18 protein-coding genes are annotated in these 22,429 nt (G+C 69.1%); 15 read left to right on the forward strand and 3 right to left on the reverse strand.

The features are described 5' to 3' along the window. The first annotated feature begins 11 nt into the window (after positions 1 to 11). The 3 genes from R3I40_RS02555 to R3I40_RS02565 are packed head-to-tail and all read left to right on the forward strand — an operon-like array spanning position 12 to position 3,809. Positions 12 to 2,057, forward strand: a complete 2,046-nt coding sequence (locus tag R3I40_RS02555) for a glycosyltransferase (protein ID WP_239375142.1) — start codon at positions 12 to 14, stop codon at positions 2,055 to 2,057. Continuing rightward, positions 2,054 to 2,962: an ABC transporter permease gene (locus R3I40_RS02560; protein WP_239375145.1), complete on the forward strand. Its 909-nt coding sequence runs from the start codon at positions 2,054 to 2,056 to the stop codon at positions 2,960 to 2,962. The genes R3I40_RS02555 and R3I40_RS02560 overlap by 4 nt, the downstream gene beginning before the upstream one ends. Before the next feature lie 7 nt (positions 2,963 to 2,969). After that, positions 2,970 to 3,809: an ABC transporter ATP-binding protein gene (locus R3I40_RS02565; protein ID WP_285262128.1), complete on the forward strand. Its 840-nt coding sequence runs from the start codon at positions 2,970 to 2,972 to the stop codon at positions 3,807 to 3,809. Here R3I40_RS02565 and R3I40_RS02570 read toward each other — a convergent pair whose 3' ends face one another. Both R3I40_RS02570 and R3I40_RS02575 read right to left on the reverse strand, forming a co-directional pair. Further along, complete coding sequence (locus R3I40_RS02570; RefSeq protein WP_285262129.1) at positions 3,810 to 4,529, reverse strand: TIGR03089 family protein; 720 nt, start codon at positions 4,527 to 4,529, stop codon at positions 3,810 to 3,812. Continuing rightward, complete coding sequence (locus tag R3I40_RS02575; protein ID WP_285262130.1) at positions 4,526 to 5,782, reverse strand: folylpolyglutamate synthase family protein; 1,257 nt, start codon at positions 5,780 to 5,782, stop codon at positions 4,526 to 4,528. Before R3I40_RS02575 ends, R3I40_RS02570 begins: the two co-directional genes overlap by 4 nt. 249 nt (positions 5,783 to 6,031) lie before the next feature. Between R3I40_RS02575 and R3I40_RS02580 the strand changes: the two genes are divergently transcribed. Genes R3I40_RS02580 through R3I40_RS02590 form a run of 3 tightly spaced genes read left to right on the forward strand, consistent with a single transcriptional unit; the run spans position 6,032 to position 11,404 of the window. After that, a complete protein-coding gene (locus R3I40_RS02580; RefSeq protein ID WP_375544814.1) occupies positions 6,032 to 6,313 on the forward strand; it encodes a WhiB family transcriptional regulator in 282 nt (93 codons plus the stop codon). 37 nt (positions 6,314 to 6,350) lie between these two features. Next, positions 6,351 to 9,758, forward strand: a complete 3,408-nt coding sequence (locus tag R3I40_RS02585; protein ID WP_285262131.1) for a glycosyltransferase family 2 protein — start codon at positions 6,351 to 6,353, stop codon at positions 9,756 to 9,758. Then, on the forward strand, positions 9,755 to 11,404 hold the full coding sequence (locus R3I40_RS02590) for a DUF5719 family protein (protein ID WP_285262132.1): 1,650 nt from the start codon (positions 9,755 to 9,757) through the stop codon (positions 11,402 to 11,404). The genes R3I40_RS02585 and R3I40_RS02590 overlap by 4 nt, the downstream gene beginning before the upstream one ends. A gap of 49 nt (positions 11,405 to 11,453) precedes the next feature. Here R3I40_RS02590 and R3I40_RS02595 read toward each other — a convergent pair whose 3' ends face one another. After that, positions 11,454 to 11,861, reverse strand: a complete 408-nt coding sequence (locus tag R3I40_RS02595) for a metallopeptidase family protein (RefSeq protein ID WP_285262133.1) — start codon at positions 11,859 to 11,861, stop codon at positions 11,454 to 11,456. 65 nt (positions 11,862 to 11,926) lie between these two features. Here R3I40_RS02595 and R3I40_RS02600 point away from each other — a divergent pair, with 65 nt between their 5' ends. The 9 genes from R3I40_RS02600 to secA all read left to right on the forward strand — a co-directional run bounded on the left by R3I40_RS02600 (position 11,927) and on the right by secA (position 22,374). Beyond that, entirely contained in the window at positions 11,927 to 12,337 is a 411-nt protein-coding gene (locus R3I40_RS02600; RefSeq protein ID WP_183373660.1) for a DUF3499 family protein, read from the forward strand. A gap of 8 nt (positions 12,338 to 12,345) precedes the next feature. After that, positions 12,346 to 14,016 (forward strand): phosphohexomutase domain-containing protein, encoded by a 1,671-nt coding sequence (locus tag R3I40_RS02605; protein WP_285262134.1) that lies wholly within the window; start codon positions 12,346 to 12,348, stop codon positions 14,014 to 14,016. 31 nt (positions 14,017 to 14,047) lie between these two features. Then, a complete protein-coding gene (gene mtrA, locus R3I40_RS02610) occupies positions 14,048 to 14,737 on the forward strand; it encodes an MtrAB system response regulator MtrA (RefSeq protein ID WP_285262135.1) in 690 nt (229 codons plus the stop codon). Then, entirely contained in the window at positions 14,709 to 16,322 is a 1,614-nt protein-coding gene (gene mtrB / locus R3I40_RS02615) for an MtrAB system histidine kinase MtrB (RefSeq protein WP_285262136.1), read from the forward strand. The genes mtrA and mtrB overlap by 29 nt, the downstream gene beginning before the upstream one ends. Before the next feature lie 200 nt (positions 16,323 to 16,522). Continuing rightward, positions 16,523 to 16,801: an LpqB family beta-propeller domain-containing protein gene (locus R3I40_RS02620; protein WP_285262137.1), complete on the forward strand. Its 279-nt coding sequence runs from the start codon at positions 16,523 to 16,525 to the stop codon at positions 16,799 to 16,801. A gap of 44 nt (positions 16,802 to 16,845) precedes the next feature. Beyond that, positions 16,846 to 17,661: an LpqB family beta-propeller domain-containing protein gene (locus R3I40_RS02625; protein WP_285262138.1), complete on the forward strand. Its 816-nt coding sequence runs from the start codon at positions 16,846 to 16,848 to the stop codon at positions 17,659 to 17,661. Then, positions 17,570 to 18,424 carry a ComF family protein gene (locus R3I40_RS11615; protein WP_425485173.1) on the forward strand — a complete coding sequence of 285 codons (855 nt, stop codon included), beginning with the start codon at positions 17,570 to 17,572 and terminating at the stop codon, positions 18,422 to 18,424. The genes R3I40_RS02625 and R3I40_RS11615 overlap by 92 nt, the downstream gene beginning before the upstream one ends. A 193-nt stretch (positions 18,425 to 18,617) precedes the next feature. After that, positions 18,618 to 19,280, forward strand: coding sequence for a ribosome hibernation-promoting factor, HPF/YfiA family (gene hpf / locus R3I40_RS02635; RefSeq protein WP_183373673.1), 663 nt, complete (start codon positions 18,618 to 18,620; stop codon positions 19,278 to 19,280). A gap of 241 nt (positions 19,281 to 19,521) precedes the next feature. Continuing rightward, positions 19,522 to 22,374, forward strand: coding sequence for a preprotein translocase subunit SecA (gene secA / locus R3I40_RS02640; protein WP_285262139.1), 2,853 nt, complete (start codon positions 19,522 to 19,524; stop codon positions 22,372 to 22,374). Positions 22,375 to 22,429 lie beyond the last annotated feature (55 nt).

Consider the following 22,429-nt stretch of genomic DNA (forward strand, 5'->3'; position numbering starts at 1 on the left):
GAGCCTTCCCGATGAACCAGACCGTCCGCATCCCCGACGACCACCGAGTCCTCCACCGGCTGATCATGCCGGAGGACCCGATGGCGGACACTCTGCCGCTGTACGTGGAGTCCGTTGCTGCAGGGGCCGCCGCCCTCGCCTCCACCGGGTCGGCCCTCGGAGAGGTCGGTCCGCAGAAGAAGGCGGAGCAGACCCCAATGGCTCCCGGGGCTGCTGTGGCGGAGGACTTCGACCTCTCGGAGCACCGCTCCCGCTTCGGCGCCACCATCCCCGCCGCAGGCTCCCGGTCCTTCGGCACCTACTTCAACGCCTTCCCGGCCTCGTACTGGCGGCGCTGGACCCCGGTGCGGGAGATCACCCTCACCATCCAGACCGAGGGTGACGGGCAGATCGTCGTGAACCGCTCCAACGCCAAGGGTGCGCAGCAGCGCGTGGACGCCGTCGCCGTCACCGGAAGGCGCACCACCCGCGTCCCGCTGAAGCTCGACGCCTTCGGCGACGGTGGCTGGTACTGGTTCGACGCCTTCGCCGGAGCCCAGGGGCTGCGCATCCTCGGCGCCGCGTACTCTGCAGACGCCTCCCTCGCGAAGCGCCGCGGCACCTTCTCCATCGGCATGACCACCATGAACAAGGTGGAGTACTGCCTGGACAACATCCGCACTCTCCTGCGGCAGGACGACCTCCTGGAGCTCATGGACGTCATGTACGTGATCGACCAGGGCAGCGACCGCCTCACCGACCATGCCGAGCAGCTCACGCCCCTGCAGGAGGGGATGGGCGAGAAGCTCCGGATCATCGAGCAGGGCAACATCGGCGGCTCGGGCGGCTTCTCCCGCGGTATGTACGAGGCTTCCACCAACGGCCGTTCCGACTACGTCATCAACTGCGATGACGACATCGTCATCGAACCCGAGTCCTTCCACCGCGTCCTCACCTTCGCCGACTTCTGCACCCGCCCCACCCTCGTGGGCGGCCACATGTTCGATCTCAACAACCGCTCCTCGCTGCACACCTTCGGCGAAGTGGTGGACCCGTGGCGCACGCAGCCCGCGGCACCGAACGAGGAGATGGAGCTCAGCTACAACCTCGCCTCCTACCCGCTGCGCGCCACGCCGTGGCTGCACCGCCGTGTGGACGTGGATTACAACGGCTGGTGGATGACCCTCATCCCCACCGAAGTGGTGCGTGAGATCGGACTGTCCCTGCCCGTGTTCATCAAATGGGACGACGCCGAGTACGGCCTGCGCGCCAAGAAGGCGGGCTACCCGACCGTGTCCCTGCCCGGCGCCGCCGTGTGGCACGTCGCGTGGGGTGACAAGGACGACCTCGTCGGCTGGCAGGCGTTCTTCCACGAACGCAACCGCATCATCACCGCCCTCCTGCACTCCCCGTACGAGAACGGCGGCCGTGTCACGAAGGAGTCGCAGTTCCTCGACATCAAGCATGTCTTCTCGATGCAGTACTTCACCCAGATGGGCCGTGCCCTCGCGCAGCGCGCCATCCTGGACGGCCCGGACGCCCTGCACCAGAACATCGGCACGATCCTTCCTGAGATCCGGTCCAAGACCGGTGACTATGCGGACTCTCGCCCGAAGAAGAACATCGACGACTTCCCGGCTGTGGTGCCCGGCAAGCCGCCGCGCAAGGGCCGCCCGCTCACGCAGCCCCGCCGTGCCGCCCTGCCGCTGTGGGCGGCGAAGCAGCTGGTGCGCCAGACGCTGGTGAAGCCGTCGGAGAAGGCGCAGAAGAACCCGCAGGCAGCGATCGCGCACCAGGATGCCCGCTGGTGGCGCCTCACCCGCTACGACAGCGCCCTTGTCTCCAACGCTGAGGGAACTCAGGTGTTCTGGTACCAGCGCGACCCGAAGGAAGCGGTGAAGGCGCTCGGCGAGTCTGTGCGCGTCCACGCCGACCTCACCCGCCGGTGGAAGGAGCTCAGCCGTGCGTTCCAGGATGCCGCGCCGCGCATCACTTCCTTCGAGGAGTGGGAGAAGACCTTCGCCGCGAACCCGGCACCGCAGCGGGAGGACAAGAACAGCGCGGGGGCTGATCGTTGAGCCGAACCGCGCTGAACCGTGAGGAGAAGAAGCAGGGATGGCGCGAACCGGGGGATGACGCCGGCTGGCTGAACCCCGTCAAGGAGCGGTTCCTGCTGCGCCTGCTCGTGAAGAAGGAGCTGCGCGTCCGCTACCGCGGCAGCGTGCTCGGCATGGCGTGGTCATACGTCAAACCGGCCGCGCAGTTCCTCGTCTTCTTCATCGCCCTCGGCGTGTTCCTGCAGCTGAACCGGTCGATGCCGGCGTACGCCGTCTACCTGTTCTCCGGCATCGTGGTGATCAACCTGTTCGGAGAGGTGTTCGGCAACTGCACCCGCTCCATCTCGTCCAACGCGCCTCTGGTCTCCAAGATCTACCTGCCGAGCGAACTGTTCCCCTGGTCCAGTGCGGTGGTCGCGATCATCCACTTCATTCCGCAGCTGCTGGTGCTGACAGTCGGCGCCCTCGTGTTCGGGTGGCGGCCCGGCCTGACAGAAGCGGCATCGTTCGCCGCCGGCTTCGCGATCCTCGTGATCTTCACGGTGGGCCTCGGCATGCTCGCCGCCGCTCTGAACGCCGCGTTCAGAGACGTGGAGAACTTCGTTGACCTCATCATCATGATCGCCACGTGGGCCTCACCGATCCTGTACCCGATCTCCCTCGTGCACAAAGAGATGGGCGACAGCATCCTCTGGTCGCTGTACGCACACAACCCGCTGACCATCGTGGTGGAGCTGTTCCACTCGGCGTTCTGGCGCGGCTACGCCCGCACCGCACACCCCAGCCCCGAAGCGCAGGCAGCGATCGACATCGGGTCCTCCGTGGCCGGTCTGTGGTGGTTCGGCCTGCTGACCGCGATCGCCACGTTCATCGTGGGGGCCCTCGTGTTCGACCGCGCGAAGCGCAGCTTCGCCCAGGAGCTCTGAAACGGCGATGTCAACCGCTCTTCCCAGCGCCGCGTCCCTGCCCGACGCCGACGCCCGCGAAATGATCCGCATCGAATCCGTTACCAAGGAGTTCTCGCTGCGGCACAACCACTCCTTGAAGGAGCTGGCGTTCGCCGCCCTCAAGGGCAAGAAGCTCTCCGATTCCTTCATGGCGCTCAACGGGGTGGACCTGACCGTGTCCTCGGGGGAGACCGTCGGCCTGATCGGACTGAACGGCTCCGGCAAATCCACCCTGCTGAAGACCATCAGCGGTGTTCTCTTCCCGGACAGCGGGCGCGTGCTGGTCCGCGGCCGCGTCGCCGGGCTCATTGAAGTCGGCGCCGGGTTCCACCCGGACCTGTCCGGCCGGGAGAACGTCTACCTCAACGGAGCGATCCTCGGCATGTCCCGGGAGCAGATCGATGCGTGCTTCAATGACATCGTCGCGTTCAGTGAAATCGAGAAGTTCATCGACACCGATGTCAAGTACTACTCCAGCGGCATGTTCCTGCGACTCGCGTTCTCCGTGGCGATCCACACCGACCCGGACGTCTTCCTCGTGGATGAGATCCTGTCGGTCGGTGACGAGCCGTTCCAGCGCAAGTGCATTGAGCGGATCCGTCAGATGCAGGCCGACGGCGCCACCATGGTGATCGTCTCCCACGAGCTGGACATGCTGCAGAAGCTCTGCTCGCGCATCGCCGTCATGCAGTCCGGGAACCTGATCTTCAACGGCAATCCGGCCGAAGCGATCCGCGTGCTGCGCGGCGACGCCCAGCCGGGCGAGCACGAGGACGATGCCGACGAGCACCACGAGGGCCAACCCGACGACCTCGACACCGACTAGTCAGCGCACCCCTTCGGCGCGCTGCTGCTCCTCACTGACAGCCCACGCAGGCGCCAGCACCACACCGCCGGCCAGCCACACCGCGAACGCGCGCGATGCATCGGCTCCATCGATGTCCTCCAGCGCCACCACCGCGCCCGGCTCCACCGAACCGGAACCGTCGCCGCGATGATCACCGCCCTCGAGGTGGGCGGGGGATGGGCCGCTGAAGTGTTCCAGCGGGGCGCTCAGGTGGTCGCCGTGGCCGCGCACCGCCGGCAGGTAGTCATGCGCCAGGTCGGGGACCTCGCCGCTGAAGCGCAGCGCGAGGGACACGGGATCGAGCACCAGCACCTCGTCAGCCTGATCCACGGCGTCGAGAGCGGGGTCACTGGTGGCGAGGACCGTCCCGTCGGCCAGCGGCTCGGCGAGCAGCCCGGCGGCCTCGCCGGCGGCGGCGTCGAGGCTGAGGATCCGCACCTCAGCGCCCACCGACCAGCCGGCGAGCGCCAGCACTAGGCGCTTCCAATGCGGCGGCATCGCGATCACCATCGGCGCGCCGGGGTCCGTGAACAGCTCGTCCCGCAGCAGATTGACGGTCTTCGTCACCCAGTTCGCGAGCACATGCCCGGACAGCTCGGTGCGGCCGTCCTCGCCGCCGTACCAGATGAGGGCGGGGGAGGGGCCGCGCTGCTCAAGAGCGGCCAGCAGATCGGCGCCGGTGGGGGAGAGGTCGCTCATCGCTCCACCCCCGTCTCCGCGGCCGACGGATCCTCCACCCACCAGCGGTCCACATCCAGTCCCATCCGCTCTGCCATCTCCGCGGCGAAGCTCATCGTGCCCAGGCACACAACGGGGTCACCGGAGGTCTCCGCGTCCCGCACAGCGTCCTCGAACGACGCCTGCGCCCAGTCCTCCGGGTAGTTCTCGAACGTCAGGTGGTCCTCATGGGTGCGCACGAGAGTGGTGCGGTCCTTGTCCACCACGTCGATGATGCGGGTGATGTCCTTGATGTCCGGCAGGCACACCAGATAGCGGGCGCCGCGGAAGTCGCTGTGGGCGCTGACCGCTGCGAGCGCGGCCTGGAATCCCTCGCGGGAGATCGCCGCGTCGAGGAACCACGGCGCGCCGTTGTGCAGCAGGAAGCTGGAGCGCCCGGGCAGCTGCAGGTGTCGGGCACCGCTCAGATCCAGCGCAGGCAGGTCCTCGAGCGTGTCCGCGCGGTGGTGGGCGGCGAGTGCGGCGGTGTACCCTGCGGCGATGTTCGCGGAGGTCAGGGGCCCGAAGCCGAGGTCCTCCGGGGACGGCACTCGCAGCACATGTGCCTGCGGCAGGAGAACCTCGATCGCGCGGATCGCGACCGGGTCCTGTGCCTCCAGGGTCACGACCCGTTCGGTGCGGCGGTCACCGGCGCCGACGAGGTTCCAGGCGATCTCCTCGATCGTGTCGCCGATGACGCCCTCATGCTCGAGGAACACGGGCGTCACCACGAGCGTGTCGAGGCGGAACTGGGAGATCTCGTCGGTGGCGCCGCCGAGGCCCTCCTCAATGACGAGGACGTCCGCGCCGCGCTCCAGCAGATAGTGGGCGCCCATCAGGGTGAAGCAGCCGGTGGGGGCGAGGTACCCGTCGGTCTCCTCTACCGGCGGCAGCTGCTGGATCGCGTCCGAGAGCACCTGTCCGAGTTCGGTGTAGTCCTTCAGGGAGATCGGCTCGCCGTTGAACCGGATGCGCTCCAGGTTCGTGATGAACGGAGGGGAGGACACGGTGCCCACGTTCAGGCCGAGGCGGCGCAGCTGCTGGGTGGCGGCGGCGACCGTGGTGCCCTTGCCCTTGGATCCGACCACTCCGATGACGGGCACGGCGGGGTCCCGGTCGATGCCGACGGTCTCGGCGAGGAGAGCGGCCCGCTGACGGGACCGGACCATGGGGCCGTGGTGGCGCTTCCATTCGCGGAAGAAGGGCTCGTCCTCGCTGAGCAGGCGTGCTGGCATCGTGGGGTCTCCTCGAGTCGGGCGGTCCGCTGTCGCACTGGGCCCGAGCGAAGGTTCACGGGCACTTGACGAAGCGGAGTTGCACCAGTGTAGTTTAGTTGGGACAGGACAGTGGCCGAGAGGTGCCCTGCCGGTCCGCAGATGATTGTGTCAGACCCCGATGTGGGGGAGTGCGCAGACTGCGGCGGCACCGCACACCTCCGGCTGGAAAGGATCGCGCCGATGCAGCAGAACGCGCCTCGCACGCCCATGGAGAGCGGACTCTCGATCGTGGAGATTACGGGAGCCGGTGACTTCGGTGAGGAGCTGGAACCCGCGTCCTGGCAGGAGCGGGCCCTGTGCGCCCAGACCGACCCGGAGGCGTTCTTCCCCGAGAAGGGCGGCTCCACCCGCGAAGCCAAGAAGGTCTGCACCTCCTGCGAGGTCCGCGCCGAATGCCTCGAATACGCCCTGTCCAATGATGAGCGCTTCGGCATCTGGGGCGGCCTGTCCGAGCGCGAACGCCGCCGCCTGAAGAAGCAGGCCATCTGAGCGCCCACCGATCCTCCGGAAAGGACGACCAGCGTCCGTGATCCAGCGCGATGTCACCGCGGTTCTGCTCGTCTCGCCCGCCGACTCCGTCGGCGCCATTGACCGCACAGTCCGCGCAGTCCGGCAGCAGTCCCGCCCCGCCGACCGCACCGTCCTCGTCGCCGCGGCCGGACTGAGCGAGCCCGTCGCCGAATACCTGGCGACCCTCCAGACCGACGGCATGGTGGATGACCGCATCAACCTGTCGCCCGGTGCCACCCTGGCCGGCGCCACCCGCGCCGTCGCCTCCCGCATCGACGGCCGCGCGGCCGACGGGCACCGCCCCGACAACGCCGATCACGCCGCTCAGGACGCCGACGCGCAGGGCGCCGCCGTCGCTCCTGACCGCGCCCGGGCAGCCGAATCCAGCGGCCGTGCCGACGCGCACACCGGCGGCTCCACCGCGGTCTCCCCTCAGCATCGTGGCCGCCGCGCCCGCAGCGTCGACACCGAAGCGGAGCTCGCCCGTTCGACCCGCGAAGCACAGGAAGAAGCACGCGTTCCGGCTCGCCTGCGGCAGCGCGGAAGCGCCAGAGGGGGCCGTCGTCGCCGCGCCACGGCCGACGACCAGAGCTGGCTCTGGCTGCTCACCATGGAGGCCGAACCCGACCAGCACGCGCTGGAGGAACTCGTCCGCACCGTCCGAGAGGTGCCCTCCACTGCGGTCGCAGGCTCCAAGCACCTGTCCTCGAACTCCCGCTCCGATGCCCCACCACTGGTGGACCTCGGCATCACCCTCACCCACTCCCACCGGATCCGCACCAGTGTGGACACCGGGGAGATCGACCAGGGGCAGGCTGACTGGCGCACAGATGTCCTCGGGGTGACACTGCCCAGCATGCTGGTGCAGACCGCCGCCCTGCAGGAGGTCGGCGGCTTCGACCCGGCGCTCGCCTCCCCATGGGCTGAACTCGACCTCTGCCAGCGGATCTGGCGCTCCGGCGAACGCGTCACCGCTGTCTCCGACTCCCGTGTCAGCGCAGACCCGAGCCGCCTCACCGGCGCGAAGGACCCCGTTGCCTTCCGGTCCGGTCAGGTCCTGTCCCTGATCCGGCAGCGGCCCACCCTCATGGGCATCCTGACGCTGCTCGTCCTGCCGTTCGCGCTGATCGCACGGATCATCGGGGCGATCGTCTCGCACCGGCCCCGCGCAGTCGGCCATGAACTGCAGGCGTTCGTCCGGATCCTGCGCCACGCCCCCGCGGTGTTCGCCCGCGGCCGCGCCTCGAGTGCGCGCTCACCGATCCCACGGAGACGCCTCGCGCCGCTGTACGTTCCGCGCAGTGCCGCCGCCCGCTTGGCACTGGACGAAGTGTGGACAGATCTCTTCGCCGATGACGCGCACACGCGCCGCATCAAACGCACCACCTGGGGCATCGCCGGCACCAGTCATGGCGCAGACGACGCCGACTACGGTCGGCACACCGTGTGGACGCTCATCCTCGCCGGCCTCTCAGCAGCCATCGCCCTGCTGGCGATGCGCAGCATCCTGGGGCGCGGCGCCCTCGTCGGCCCCCACCTGATCGCCCCCACGAACGTGCTCCAGGACCGGTGGGACACCGTTTTCTCCTCCTGGATCCCCGGGGAGCTCGGCGCGTCCGGCCCCTCCGACGCCCTCACCCGCCTCGTCGGCATGATCCCCCTCAGCGGGGACGCGATCGTGCTCACCCTGCAGCTGCTCGCCATCCCCGCGGCGGCGCTCGGCGCCTGGTTCGCCGCCGGCACGCTCAGCCGGTCCATCGTGGTGCGCCTCATCGCCGCGGTCGCCTGGACCACCGCCCCACCGTTCGCGGACGCGCTGCTGTCCGGTCGCTGGCCCGCCGTCCTGGTGCACCTCATGATCCCGCTCGCCGCCATCGGTCTGGTACGCGCCATCGGCCTGCCGCACAAGACGGCGCAGGCGAGCCCGGCAGCCGCCGCGGCAGGCGGTCTCGCCCTGGCTGTGATCAGCGCTGTGCAGCCGATCCTCGCACCGATGGCGTTCATCGGCCTGCTGTTCATCATCCCGTTCATCCCCGGTCGACGCTGGCGTATGGTCTGGTTCGCGATCCCCGTTCTCGGCCTGCACCTGCCGAACCTCACCGCCTACATTCAGCACCCGAAGTCGCTGATCGCCGTCAGCGGCGTCGAGGGCGCGTTCGCCCGCCCTTCACTGGCGGACCTCGCGTTGCTGCAGCCCACCGCGCATGGCCGCCTCGCCGAAGCCGCCGGGGCCGACGGGTCCCTGCTGTGGGCCCTGTTCGCCGCCTCGCTGATGATCGCCGGGCTGCTGGCGCTGCTGACCGCCCCGTTCCTCGCCGGGGACGCCGGCCGGGTCGGCATCTTCTCGGTGCTCGTGGTGGCGGGCGGCTTCGCGCTCGCCCTGGCCCTCGGCCGGTTCGTCACGGGGTTCGATGACGGCACCCCCTTCACCTCCTACGCCGGACCAGCGCTCTCCATCGTGTGCGCGGGCCTCGTCACCGCTCTGCTGTGCACGGGGGACGCGATCGCGCACCGCGTTGCATCGCCGGTCGCCGGACAGACCTGGCTGCGGCGCACCCTCGCTCCCGTGCTCGGAATCCTCGCCGTCGGTCTCGTCGCCTCGTGGGCGATCATGGCGCCGTCGGCGATGGAGCTGGAGCGCACCACCGAGCTGCAGATCCCCGCTGTCGCCGCCGACCAGGGCGTGTCCGATCAGCGCACCCGCACGCTCGTGCTCCACCAGGAGAACGACGGCTCTGTCACCGGCCGTGTCGTGGACGGTGCAGGCGACTCCATCGACCAGTCCTCCGGTGCGGAGAACGCGCGCCAGGCGGAGCTGGGGGAGACAGCCAGCCCGTTCGACACCGCCAGTGAGCACCTCGTCGGCTCCATCGCCGCGAACCTCGCCGACGACGGCACAGGCGTGGTGCCGCCGCTGTCCACCTTCGCGGTGCAGTACGTGGTGGTGCCCAGCCAGGAGAACGCGGACTCCATCACTCTTGCGCTGAACTCCTCACCGCGGTTCGAGCGCGTCACCGAGTCCGATCAGGGCGGGCTGTGGCGCGTGGTGGACCCGTCGGCCCGAGCGATGATCCTTGATTCCGCGCCCGGCCAGCGCATCAATCCGACCACGACGACGGCCCTGCCGTCGGGCCGCACCGACGCTCAGGCGCAGGTGAAGGCCGCCGACCACGTGCGGACGGTGATGCTCTCCGAGCGCTCCGACTCCGGGTGGCACGCCACCCTGAACGGCCGCGCCCTGACCCCGGTGGTGGTCGACGACTGGGCGCAGGGCTTCGAACTGCCGGCAGGCGCCAGCGGTGAGCTCCACATCCGCTACACCAGCCCGTTGGCGACCCCGCTGATCATCATCGGCCTCATCATCCTGGCGGTGACCGTGCTGGTCGCCCTGCCGTGGCGCCGCCGTTCGAAGGAGGCACTGTGAGTTCCACCCCCACTGAGCCGCACGTTCCCGCAGACCCCGTCGGCCCCACCGACCCGGGCCCTGTCGGCAGCAGCCCGGTGCGCAGCCGCCGCGTCGCCGCCGCCGTCCTCGCGTTCGTCCCCCTCATCGGCGTCGTCGCTGCCGGCGCGACCCTCGGCCAGAAGTCGTTCACCTCCGTGGAGGACCTCTCCGCCCGCTCCACCGCGGTCGCCCAGGCGCAGTCGTGCCCCGGGCCGTTCCTGCCGCCGGAACAGACCACCGGCACCGACGAGGCGCTCGCCGAGCAGAAGCCCGCGGACACCGCGCAGGTGCGCACCCTCGCTCTCGAACCGGACACGAGCCTCCTGTTCGGGCAGGACCAGGTCGCCGCCACCCGCCTCACCGAGGACGGAACGCCCCGCACCCCCACCATCGACGCCGAGAACCGCGACGGGACCCCGCTGGACGCCACCCCGGTGAAGGGGAAGGCGGAGTTCGCAACCGCGTCCGCGGAGGCCGGCGCCGACGGGGCGATCATGCGCTCCACCTCGTTCGACTCCCAGCGGCCGATCGCGGACACCATCCAGGCCGTCCGCACCGAATCCGGTGACTTCCGGTCCCTCGCGCTCACCCGCTGCTGGGAGCCGCGGGTGAAGGGCACCTTCGTAGGCGTCTCCACCACGCCCGGCTCATCGAGCGTGCTCGTGCTCACCAACACCACGGACCGGCCCTCCTCCGCCAGCCTGACGGTGAACACAGCCGACGGCGAAGCGGACCCGCAGGGCCGCGGCACCATCGTGGTCGCGCCGGGTGCAACCGAGCGGATCCCGATGGAATCCATCGCCCCCGGATTCGACTCGCTCGGCGTGTCGGTCACCGTGCAGGGCTCGCCGCTCGCGATGAGCATGGAGACGTCCGAGCGCGACGGCCTCACCCCGCACGGCGGTGACATCGCCACCGCGCAGCAGGCGCCGTCCACCGACCACGTGTTCCCCGGCGCAACCATCACCGCGGGCCGGCCCCTCAAGATCGACCTGCTGAACAGCACCGGGCAGCCCACCACCGCGACTGTCCGCTTCATCAGCCCCACCGGCGAGGTGAAGGACCGGGAGATGACAGATGTGCAGATCCCCGCCTCCGGCGTGCTGCAGCTGGACACCGGGACCCTGCCCCGCGGCGCCTACACGGTGACGGTGGAATCCGAGGCGCCCGTGTTCGCCACGATCCGCTCGTCAGTGTTCGGCAGCGATCAGCCGGGGGAGACCACCTCGAAAGCGGTGGACTTCACGATCCAGAACCCGTCGGACCCGATCCGGAACTCCTCCGTGCTCGCGCTGCCGCGTGGCGGCGCCGACGGCCAGGTGCGCCTGTTCGGTCTGGCGGACACCACGGTCACCGTGATCGGCACCAAGGCCGACGGGTCCCTGTCGAAGCCGGTGACGAAGCCGGTGGCGGACGGTCAGACCCTGTCGATCGCGGCCACCGAGATCGACCCGAAGCCGGAGGACCTGACGGGCCTGATCGTGGTGCCGGAGACGCCCTCATCGATCACGGGGGACTGGGTCCAGACCGCGAAGGCGGGCAGCAGCGGACCGCTCATCGGCAGTGTGCGCCTGGCGGACAACAACGTGGCCGCCTCCGGCGTCAACGTCCGCCTGCAGTACTGAGCGGATCACCGCAGCTGGGCGGCCCACCGGGGCGCAGGACAGGTCGGCCTCAGAGGCCGAAGTCGGGGTCGATGTCCTCGGGCTGCTTGCCGAGGAGAGATGCCACGTTCTGCACCAGCACCGAGCGCACCAGCTCCCGCAGGTCCTCCGCGTCCGTCACACGCATCTCAATGGGGCGGCGGTACACCACGATCTGCGGCGGCGACTGGCGGTCGCCGGGGAAAGCGCGTCCCAGCAGCACCGCGTCCTCCCAGTGCGCGTGCGACGAGGGCGGAACGTCCTCGGCGAGCACTTCCACGTACTCCAGCTCGCGGGGGAAGCGCTGCAGCATCTCCGCCATCGCATCCTGCACCGAAGCGTCGAAGCGTTCGCGTCGGCTCACATAGCCGGGCAGATGCGGCGGCACGAGGTCGTGACGGAAGGCGCGGCCGCGTCGGCGGCGTCGAGGGGAGGGCATGGCCCCAGCCTATCGGCGCCGGAGGCGGTGAGGCTCAGCGCTGCGGCTCGCGATAGAGTTGCCTCGTGTCTGATCGTGAATGCTCAAAAACCGGATGCTCCGAGCCCGCTGTGGCCGTCCTGACCTACAACTACGCGGACTCCGTCGCGGTCATCGGCCCGCTCCCGGCAGAGCGCGACCCGCACGGGTACGACCTGTGCCTCGCTCACGCTCGCAGCCTGACGGTCCCCAACGGCTGGACCGTGCAGCGCGTCCCCGGCGAACTGCGCCAGCAGGACGACGTCCTCGCCCTCGCAAAGGCCCTCGCCGACGCCGAGGACCGACCTTCGGCCGCGTCCCGAGCACCGCACGGCGCCCACCGCGCCCCCGCCGCTCCCGCGCAGGCGCCCCATCGCGAGGGCACTCCCGCCCAGCAGGCCGGCGCTGCCGGTCAGGGCCGGCACCTGCGCGTTGTCCGCTCCGCCGACAGCGAATGAGGAGACCCGTGACCACCGTATCCACACCGATCGACCGCTCCGGAACCGATCTCAGCCGCATCGTCAAGGCCTATGACGTCCGCGGGCGCGCCCACGAGGACTTCACCGCCGACGGCTCCCGCGCCCTCGGCGCCGCGTTCGCCGACCTCTTGGACGGCGCCGACATCATTGTCTCCCACGACATGCGCGAATCCTCCCCGGAGCTCGCCGGCGCCTTCGCCGATGGGGCCCGCACCCGCGGCTCCACTGTCCTGTGGGCTTCGCTCAGCTCCACCGACCAGCTGTACTGCGCCTCCGGTCTGCGGGACGTCGCAGGCGCGCAGTTCACCGCCAGCCACAATCCGGGCCCGGACAACGGGATCAAGATGTGCTTCGCCGGCGCCGTTCCCGTGGGCCGCGACACCGGGCTCACCGAGATCCGCGACACCGCCCAGGCGTACCTGGACGCAGGCACCATCCCCGCGGCTCGCCGGAGGGGCGAGCAGCGTGAGATCGACACCCTCGGCGACTACATCGACACCGTGCTGTCCCTCGTCCCCCTGGACGGGGAGCGCGAGCTGACCGTTGTGGTCGACGCCGGAAACGCGATGGCGGGCCTGACCGTTCCCGCGCTCGCCCAGCGGGTGCCGTCCCTGCGGGTGGTCCCCCTCTTCTTCGAGCTGGACGGCACCTTCCCGAACCATGAGGCGAATCCGTTGGACTACTCCACCCTGAGCGATCTGCGCGCAGCGGTGAAGCGGGAGGGCGCCGATCTCGGCCTCGCCTTCGACGGCGACGCCGACCGCTGCATCGTGGTGGACGAATCAGGTGAGGTGGTGTCCCCGTCGGCCATCACCGCGATGATCGCCACCGGTGAGATCCGCCGAGTCCGCGCCGAGGGCGAGACCAGCCCGGCGGTGGTCGCCAACATCGTCTCCAGCCGCCATGTGCGCGACGCCATCGAGGCCGAGGGCGGCCGGTGGGTGGTCAGCCGAGTGGGGCACTCCATCATCAAAGCGCTGATGGCGAAGGAGAACGCGGTGTTCGGCGGTGAGCACTCCGCCCACTACTACTTCCGGGACTTCTTCTTCGCCGATTCCGGCATGCTGGCGGCGCTGCACACCCTGCGCGCCCTGCAGAAGAGCAGCGGGACCCTCTCCGACCTGATGGCGGAGCACGACCCGTTCGCCGCCAGCGGTGAGATCAACTCCCGCGTTGCGGATGCCGACGGCGCCGCGCAGCGGGTCCGCTCCGCCATCGAAGGGGTCCCGGGCGTCACGATCGACGACCTCGACGGCATGACCGTCACCCACTGGGATGAGGCGATGCCCGAGGATCAGCGCTGGTGGTTCTCCCTGCGCCCGTCGAACACGGAGCCGCTGCTGCGACTGAACGTGGAGGCGGCGACCGGGAACACTATGGCGCGAATGCGCGATGAGATCCTGGGGATCATCCGCGCCGATGCCCCCGCGGGGCGGCGCCGCTCGGATTCGGCGGGACCCGTCGGCCGCCCTGATGGAGCGGCGCATCCCGCAGCGCGCAGCCGAATCCCGTCCCTGCCGGCGTGGGCGGCCGATGTGGTGCGCTGCCCCGCATGTCGAAGCGACCTCGTCCAGCACGGGGCGCACATCACCTGTTCTGCGTGTTCGTTGGCATATCGTGATGTTGAAGGCCTCCCGATGCTGATCCAGCAGCGGTAAGATCAGCGAATTTCCGTCCTCTTCCGGCATAATGGGACCCATGAGCACTTCACCCAAGGTCCTCGTGGTCGATGATGATGCGGCCATCGCCGAGATGGTCTCCATCGTTCTTACCGGCAAGGGGTTCGATGTCACCACCGCAGCGGACGGGAATGAAGCACTCGACGGCTTCGAGGACGGCATGTACGACGTCGTCCTCCTGGACCTGATGCTGCCGGGGACCGACGGCAACAAGATCTGCCGCCGCATGCGCGAGGTCTCCGGTGTTCCCATCATCATGCTGACCGCCCGCAGTGACACGAAGGACATCGTGGAGGGTCTGGAGGCCGGAGCCGACGACTACCTGACGAAGCCGTTCGATCCGGACGAACTGGTCGCCCGCATCCGCGCCCGTGTGCGCCGGCAGGAGGAGCCCGGTCCCGAAACGCTCAAGGTGGCGGACATCGTCATCGATGTGGAGGGCCACCGCGTGTGGCGCGGGGAGGAGCGCCTGCCGCTCACCCCCCTCGAGTTCGACCTCCTCGTGGCGCTGGCGCGCAAGCCGTGGCAGGTGTTCAGCCGCGAGGTCCTGCTGCGCGAAGTGTGGGGCTACCGCCACAGCGCCGATACCCGCCTGGTGAACGTGCATGTGCAGCGACTGCGCGCCAAGATCGAGCTCGACCCGGAGAACCCGCAGATCGTGGTGACGGTTCGTGGTGTCGGATATCGAGCAGGAAAGTAGCGCCCCCCTCGGACGCTCCGGCAGGCGTCACTACCCCCACTGGCCGCTGAGCGTCCGCGTTGCGGTCATCACCCTCGTCCTGTCCGCCATCGCGATCACCGCGGTGGGCGGCTACCTCTCCACGGTCATCGCCGACGGACTCTACGATCAGCGCCGCGACCTCGTGTTCGAACAGACCGAGCTCGCGCGCAGTTCGCTGACCCGAGAACTGCGCAGCTCGGTGGGCAGCAGCCCCGGTGAACGCCAGGACTCGGTTGCCCAGTTCATCCAGTCGCTGCGCACCGAAGAGCACGGCCCGCTTTCGTCAGCGGCGCTGCTGCCGGTGGATGAGGAGTCCACCATGTCCACGATCTCCACGGACCGCGCGGTGATGGACTACGTGGACCCCGAGCTGCGAGGGCAGCTGTCCGGTTCCACCGGGTCGATCGTGCACCGCAACGTGAAGCTGAAGGACGGCACCCCGGGAATGCTGACCGCGGTGCGGATCAGCGTGCCCGGATCGGGATCCTTCGACCTCGTCATGCTGTACTCCTTCGCGGAGGAGCAGAACACGCTCTCGTTCATGCGGCCCGTGCTGCTGACCGGCGGCGCTGTCATCATGCTGCTGCTGCTCGGCATCACCATCATCATTGCGCGCATGCTGAAGACTCCGCTGGGGCGGGTCGCGAACGCCGCTGAGCGCATCGCCGACGGTGACCTCGACTACCGCATCGACGTGCGCGGCGGCGACGAGCTCGCCACCGTGGGCACTAGCTTCAACCGGATGGCGGAGTCCCTGCAGGAGAAGATCACGGACCTCACGGAGCTGTCCCATGTGCAGCACCGCTTCGTCTCCGACGTCTCCCATGAGCTGCGCACCCCGCTGACCACCATCAAGATGGCGGCGTCCGTGCTGGATGCGGAGAAGGACTCGTTCTCCCCGACCATCAGGCGCACCACACAGCTGCTGACCGACCAGGTCAACCGGTTCGACCACATGCTGGCGGACCTGCTGGAGATCTCCCGCCACGACGCGGGAGCCGCGATCCTCGACGAACGCGAGGAGAACCTCAGCGATGTGGCCCGCTCCACGGTAGAGCTGCTGAAGCCGATCGCTGACGAGGCGGATTCGGCGTTCTGCGTGAAGTGGCACAAGGAGCCGATCCTGCTGCAGATGGACTTCCGCCGTATGGAGCGGATCGTCCGCAATCTGCTGGTGAACGCGCTGGAGCACGCGGAGGGCGGCCCGGTGGCGGTGGAGACCGCGTCGAACGAGAAGTGCGCGGCGATCATCGTGCAGGACTTCGGCGTCGGCATCTCCGAGGAGTCCGCGCGCCATGTCTTCTCCCGGTTCTGGCGAGCCGACCCTGCGCGTTCCCGCACGCTCGGCGGTGCCGGCCTCGGCCTGTCGATCGCGGCGGAGGATGCTCACCTGCACGGTGCCTGGCTGGAGGCGTGGGGCCAGGAGGGCCGCGGCGCCGTGTTCCGCCTGACGCTGCCGAAGACTCCGGACGCATCCGTGGACGATTCCCCTCTGGCGCTGCGGCGGTCATGGGAGCTGCCGGACGACGGCGAGTGGGTGGGCACTCCGCGGGAGATCGGATGAGGAGCCGGGGCCTGACCCGCCGCGGCGCGCTAACAGCGTTCGCAGCGGCTGCGTCCGCTTCCGCGGTCGCCCGCCAGTTCCTCACGCCCGAAAAGGCCCGCACGTAGGCGCCGGACACGGAGGTCTTCGTCCATGTCCCCAATGAAGAACCGGCGATCTCGCAGGTCGACACCTCCACCGTGGAGGTGACGCTGACGGCGGTGACCCGCGTGGACTCCTCCGGTGTGCGCACCTGGCTCCTGGATGGGGAGCCGATGCGATACACCCTCCATCTGACCCGGGTCGCCGGACAGTGGCGGATCGCGGACCCGCCGGACATGGTGGTCATCTCGCAGGCCACCTTCGGCCTTCTGTGGACGCCGGTCAGGATCGCATACCTCGACCCGACCCGCACGACTCTGGTGGGGGATCTGCGCTGGTTCGTCCAGGCCCGCGCTGTGGACCGGGTGGCGCAGGCACTCGGCCACGCGCCGCTGTGATGGCGGTTCGCGAGAGCGGTGACGGGTACAGCACGTTGTCCCTCGTGCCCGCCTTCGCCAAGGACCGCGTCATCGCACCGGTGGGGTCCCCTCGGTCCTCGACCGCGGCAGCGCTCACGCCGGACCGCCGGACCCTGCTGGTGGGGTCGACCGACGGTCGCCTCCAGCGCAGGGAGGCGCTGACCGGGCAGGCGTTGGTGCCCCCATCGGTGGACCAGTTCGGGTGGATCTGGACCGCGGACTCCGAACGTCCCGGTGAACTCCTCGCCGTGAACGAGTCCGGCGGGGCGGAGCATTCGTCTGCGCTGCTGAACCTCGCCGACGGCGACGAGATCTGCAGCGCCTCGTTGGGGCTGGGCTCCACGCAGCTGGCGCTGCTGATCAAACGGGACGGCCGGCTGCTGCTCGGTGAGAGCGCGGTGGTCCGCAGCCGCAAGGGTGATCCGACCGGCCTGTCCACGGTCCAGACGATGCCGCTGCCGGTGAACGGCTCCGGTGAGCTCTGCTGGTACTCCAAGCAGGCGATGATCGTGTTCGTGCCGGCAGCGGAGGGCCAGAGTCCGCAGGCGATCATCTGGGACTCCACGCGGGGCGTGCAGCGGGTTCCGCCGCCGCCTCGCCGCACCCCGGTCCGCGCCTCAGCGCTGTCCACACGTCGAGTCGTCCCCAGAAGGGCCGGCCGCCGCGCGCCGCCGTGCGCGCCGAGCCAGCATGATGCTCATGCATGCCACCACCCACACCGTTCTGCGGTCCCTCGCCGATGTTCTGCTGCCGACGGCCTGCCCCTGCGGTGTCGGCGGGAGGGTGTTGTGCGCGGACTGCGCCGCGGTGCTCGAGATGGGCGCCGAGCGGGTCGATGACCGGCTCGACGCACTGCAGCTCGCCGTCCCCGATGAGCTCGGTGAGCATCGCGGAGCCGTGTCGTTCAGACCCCGCATGCCGGTGGTGGCGGCGGGGGACTACACGGCCCGACTGCAGGCACTGGTGCTGGCGTTCAAGAACGGTGGCCATTTTGCGCTCGCGGAGCCGTTCGCCCGCAGTCTGCTGGATCCGGCGCGGGAGCTGCTGCGGCACGGTGGTGTGCTGGTGCCGGTGCCCTCGAGCGGGGCGGCGGTGCGCCGACGGGGCGAGCAGCACACGCAGCTCATTGCGGAGGCGCTGGGGGAGTCCCTCCGGACACCGGTGGTGTCGTGCCTGTCGCTGCCGCGGGCGAGCGGGGCGCCCGCGGGGCTGCCGGGAGGTGCGTCGGCTGCGCGCTCGGGTGCTGCCGTGGCAGCACGGTCGGGTGGTGCTGTGGCGGGCCGACGGGTACGGAATCGGCGGGAGCGGCGCCTGTCCGGCGGAATGCGGGTGAGCGGCCGCGCCGTCACCCGCGCGCTCGGATCCTCGCACTTCGCGGCAGAGGCGAGGAGCGCCGCCGACGAGGCGAGAAGTCCGACGACCGGGACATCGCGGAACGCGCCAGGGCGGGGCCCGTCCGTCGTGCTGGTGGATGACGTCGCCACCACCGGAGCAACCCTCGCCGCCGCCGCGGATGCGCTCGAAGCGGCCGGGTGCCGCGTTCTCGGCGCTGTTGTCGTGGCGGCCGCACAGCGCGTCGGGCCAACGTCCGTCAGGCCGTGAATCCTGCTCGCAACGTGCCTGTGACTCTCATGACACTGTCAGTTCGATCGGGGATAATGAAGCCACCGGAAGCCCCGGTGATCGCCGCTAGCGGCGACTGGATCCTCGAGCAGAGTCGGAGGTGATGCGCACCCCACCCTGATCAGGATGCGCACGAGCGCATTCTTCGAGTCTCATCTCTTTGGAGGATTCCATGGACATCAACGTTGCCGGCCGCCACACCGACGTGACGGAGCGCTTCCAGCGCCATATCAACGACAAGCTCGACAAGGTCAACCAGCTCGCCCCGAACGCATCCCGCACGGACGTCGTCGTGATGACCGAGAAGAACCCGCGACTGGCGGACCAGAAGGAGCGGATCGAGCTCACTGTCCACGACAACGGAACCGTCATCCGCTCCGAGGCCAGCGCCGCCGATCAGTACGCCGCCCTCGATCTCGCCTACGACAAGCTCATGGAGCGTCTGCGCCGCCTGCGCGACCGCCGCAAGGATCGCCGCAAGGGCCGCGACCGCGCCCACCAGGTGGAGACCGAGTCCCTGCGCACCATGGGCGAGGACCAGGTCCACATGGATCGGCTCATCGAAGAGCAGAAGGAGCGCACTGCCACCGGCTCCATCGAGGCTGTCGACCCGGAGCCGGACACCGCTGCTGATGCCCCGGAGTCGCCCGTGGTGATCCGCGAGAAGAAGCACAAGGCTGAGCCGATGACCATCGACGACGCCCTGTACCGCATGGAGCTGGTGGGCCACGACTTCTTCCTCTTCGTCGACAAGGACACGAACCACCCGAAGGTCGTGTACCGCCGCAAGGGCTGGAACTACGGCGTCATCGAACTGGACACCGATTCACAGTGAGCGCACGCTCAGCGTGAGCAGCGTCCGGCCATGACCGGCACGCGCATCGGCTCCGCACCCGTCGGCGGATGACCCCGTCGGCCCCGCGCAGTCGAGCGGACCACGACCCGCAGGGCGGGACGCACCACAACGGGCGCGTCCCGCCCGCGCATTGTCTGTAGACTCCAAGGTGGCCCGACTAGCGTGGGCTGGGCCCTTCTCAGGCCGACGACACTGACGTTCAGCAATCCAGGGAGTACGAGTGGCCAGCTTCTTCGAGAAGATCCTGCGAGCAGGCGAAGGCCGTGAGCAGAAGCGTCTGGCGCCGATCGCCGATGATGTGGAGAAGCTCGAAGAGTCGTTCCGCGAGCTCACCGATGACGAGCTGCGTGCGGAGACCGACGCGTTCCGCCAGCGCCTCGAGGACGGCGAGTCGCTCGACGACATCATGATCGAGGCGTTCGCCGCGGTTCGAGAAGCAGCCCGCCGAGTCCTCGGCCAGCGCGCGTACCCGGTGCAGCTGATGGGCGGCGCCGCCCTCCACCGCGGCCGCATCGCTGAGATGAAGACCGGTGAGGGCAAGACCCTCGTCGCGACCCTGCCCGCCTACCTCAATGCCCTCGCCGGCAAGGGCGTGCACGTGGTCACCGTCAACGACTACCTCGCCTCCTACCAGAGCGATCTCATGGGCCGCGTGTTCCGCGCCCTCGGCATGAGCACCGGCGTCATCATCGCCGGCCAGACCCCGGCGCAGCGTCGGCGCGAGTACGCCGCGGACATCACCTACGGCACGAACAACGAGTTCGGCTTCGACTACCTGCGCGACAACATGGCTACGAACGCCGAGGACAGGGTCCAGCGCGGCCACTTCTTCGCCATCGTGGATGAGGTCGACTCCATCCTCATCGACGAGGCCCGCACCCCGCTGATCATCTCCGGTCCCGCGTCCGGCGACGTCAACAAGTGGTTCGCCGAGTTCGCACGCGTGGTCAAGACCCTGCGCCGCGATCGTGACTACGAGGTCGACGAGAAGAAGCGCACCGTCGGCGTTCTCGAACCCGGCATCGACCGGGTGGAGGACGAGCTCGGCATCGACAACCTCTACGAGTCGCTCAACACCCCGCTGGTCGGCTTCCTCAACAACGCCATCAAGGCGAAGGAGCTGTTCAAGCGCGATAAGGACTACGTCATCATCGACGGCGAAGTGATGATCGTCGATGAGCACACCGGTCGCATCCTCGCCGGGCGCCGCTACAACGAGGGCGTCCACCAGGCCATTGAGGCGAAGGAGGGTGTGGAGATCAAGGCGGAGAACCAGACCCTCGCCACCATCACCCTGCAGAACTACTTCAAGCTGTACGAGAAGCTCGCCGGTATGACCGGCACCGCTGAGACCGAAGCCGCCGAATTCATGGCGACCTACAAGCTCGGCGTGGTGCCGATCCCCACCAACCTCCCTACCAAGCGTGTGGACGAAGTGGATGAGATCTACCGGACGGAGCGCGGAAAGTTCGCCGCGGTCGTCAACGACATCGTCGAACGCCATAAGACGGGGCAGCCTGTGCTGGTGGGCACCACCAGCGTGGAGAAGTCCGAGCACCTCTCGGAGCTGCTGCGGAAGAAGGGCGTGCCGCACAACGTGCTGAACGCCAAGAACCACGCCAGTGAGGCCGCCACCGTCGCCATGGCGGGTGCGAAGGGCGCCGTCACCGTGGCCACCAATATGGCCGGCCGCGGCACCGACATCATGCTCGGCGGCAACGTCGAGTTCATGGCGCACAAGTCCCTGGAGGACCGCGGCTTGGATGCCGAGGAGAACCCGGAGGAGTACCAGGCGGCCTGGGAGGAGGCGCTGGAGCGCGCCAAGCGCCAGGTGAAGGACGAGGCGGATGAGGTCCGCGACCTCGGCGGACTGTACGTGCTGGGCACGGAGCGCCACGAGTCCCGCCGCATCGACAACCAGCTGCGCGGCCGTTCCGGCCGTCAGGGCGACCCGGGCGAGTCCCGCTTCTACCTGTCGCTGCAGGACGAGCTGGTGCGCCGCTTCGCCGGCCCGGGCGTGGAGCAGATCATGGCGCGCGGCGGCGTGGATGAGGACACGCCGCTGACCGGCCGCCTCGTGTCCGGTGCGATCCAGGGCGCTCAGCGCAAGATCGAGTCGCAGAACTTCGAGATCCGCAAGAACGTGGTGAAGTACGACGATGTCCTCACCAAGCAGCGCGAACGCGTCTACGGCGACCGCAACCGGGTGCTCGACGGTGAGGACATCACCGCGACGATCGACCGTTACCTCGAGGACGTCATCACCACCGCCGTCGCCAACGCGACCGGCAGCCGCAGCGCGGAGGACTTCGAGCTCGACGAACTGTGGGGCTCGCTGAAGTCCCTGTACCCGGTGTCGTTCACCGAAGAGGACCTGATCGACGAGGTCGGCGGCAAGGAGAACCTGACGCGGGAGCGCCTGCGTACGGAGCTGCTGTCCGATATCCGCATCGCGTACGGGAAGCGCGAAGAGGAGCTCGGTTCGGACGCGATGCGTGAGCTGGAGCGCAGGGTGATCCTGCGGGTCATCGACAACCGCTGGCGCGACCACCTCTACGAGATGGACTACCTCAAGGAGGGCATCGGTCTGCGCGCCATGGCGCAGCGCGACCCGCTCGTGGAGTACGGCCGCGAGGGCTTCCTGATGTACCAGGACATGGTGGCGGGCATCAAGGAGGACGTGGTCGGGTACCTGTTCAACCTCAACGTGCAGGTGCAGCGCCAGCCTCTCGTCCCGGATGCGGTGAAGAACCTCCTCGCCAAGAGCGCCGCGACCCTGTCCGCGAACGCCGATTCCGTCGGCGCCTCCGCCGGTGCAGCCGCCGAGGCCGGCTCCGAACCGGTTGCCGACACCGAGAGTGCAGCGTCGGGTGAGGACGCTGAGTTCGAGGATGAGGCGAGCGAGATCCACCTCCACGCCAAGGGTCTGGAGGATTCGGTGAACCCCTCCCAGCTGTCCTACTCCTCCGCGGAGGGCGAGAGCGCCGCGCCGATGTCGCGCGCTGAGCGACGGAAGGCTGAGCGTGAGCAGCGCCGCGCGGAGAAGAAGCAGGCGAAGAGCCGCCGGCGCTGATCTGCATCGTCCGGTGCATTCAGATGCCCCGTCACCGTGAGGTGGCGGGGCATCG

Origin of the sequence: Helcobacillus massiliensis (genome assembly GCF_033106145.1) — a bacterium.
Lineage (GTDB): Bacteria > Actinomycetota > Actinomycetes > Actinomycetales > Dermabacteraceae > Helcobacillus > Helcobacillus massiliensis.

Bases quoted from the DNA above. Each gene is read 5' to 3' on its own strand.
- R3I40_RS02555 (WP_239375142.1), top strand. From the start codon at position 12: ATGAACCAGACCGTCCGCATCCCCGACGACCACCGAGTCCTCCACCGG.
- R3I40_RS02565 (WP_285262128.1), top strand. From the start codon at position 2,970: ATGTCAACCGCTCTTCCCAGCGCCGCGTCCCTGCCCGACGCCGACGCC.
- R3I40_RS02570 (WP_285262129.1), bottom strand. From the start codon at position 4,529: ATGAGCGACCTCTCCCCCACCGGCGCCGATCTGCTGGCCGCTCTTGAG.
- R3I40_RS02575 (WP_285262130.1), bottom strand. From the start codon at position 5,782: ATGCCAGCACGCCTGCTCAGCGAGGACGAGCCCTTCTTCCGCGAATGG.
- R3I40_RS02580 (WP_375544814.1), top strand. From the start codon at position 6,032: ATGGAGAGCGGACTCTCGATCGTGGAGATTACGGGAGCCGGTGACTTC.
- R3I40_RS02595 (WP_285262133.1), bottom strand. From the start codon at position 11,861: ATGCCCTCCCCTCGACGCCGCCGACGCGGCCGCGCCTTCCGTCACGAC.
- mtrA (WP_285262135.1), top strand. From the start codon at position 14,048: ATGGGACCCATGAGCACTTCACCCAAGGTCCTCGTGGTCGATGATGAT.
- hpf (WP_183373673.1), top strand. From the start codon at position 18,618: ATGGACATCAACGTTGCCGGCCGCCACACCGACGTGACGGAGCGCTTC.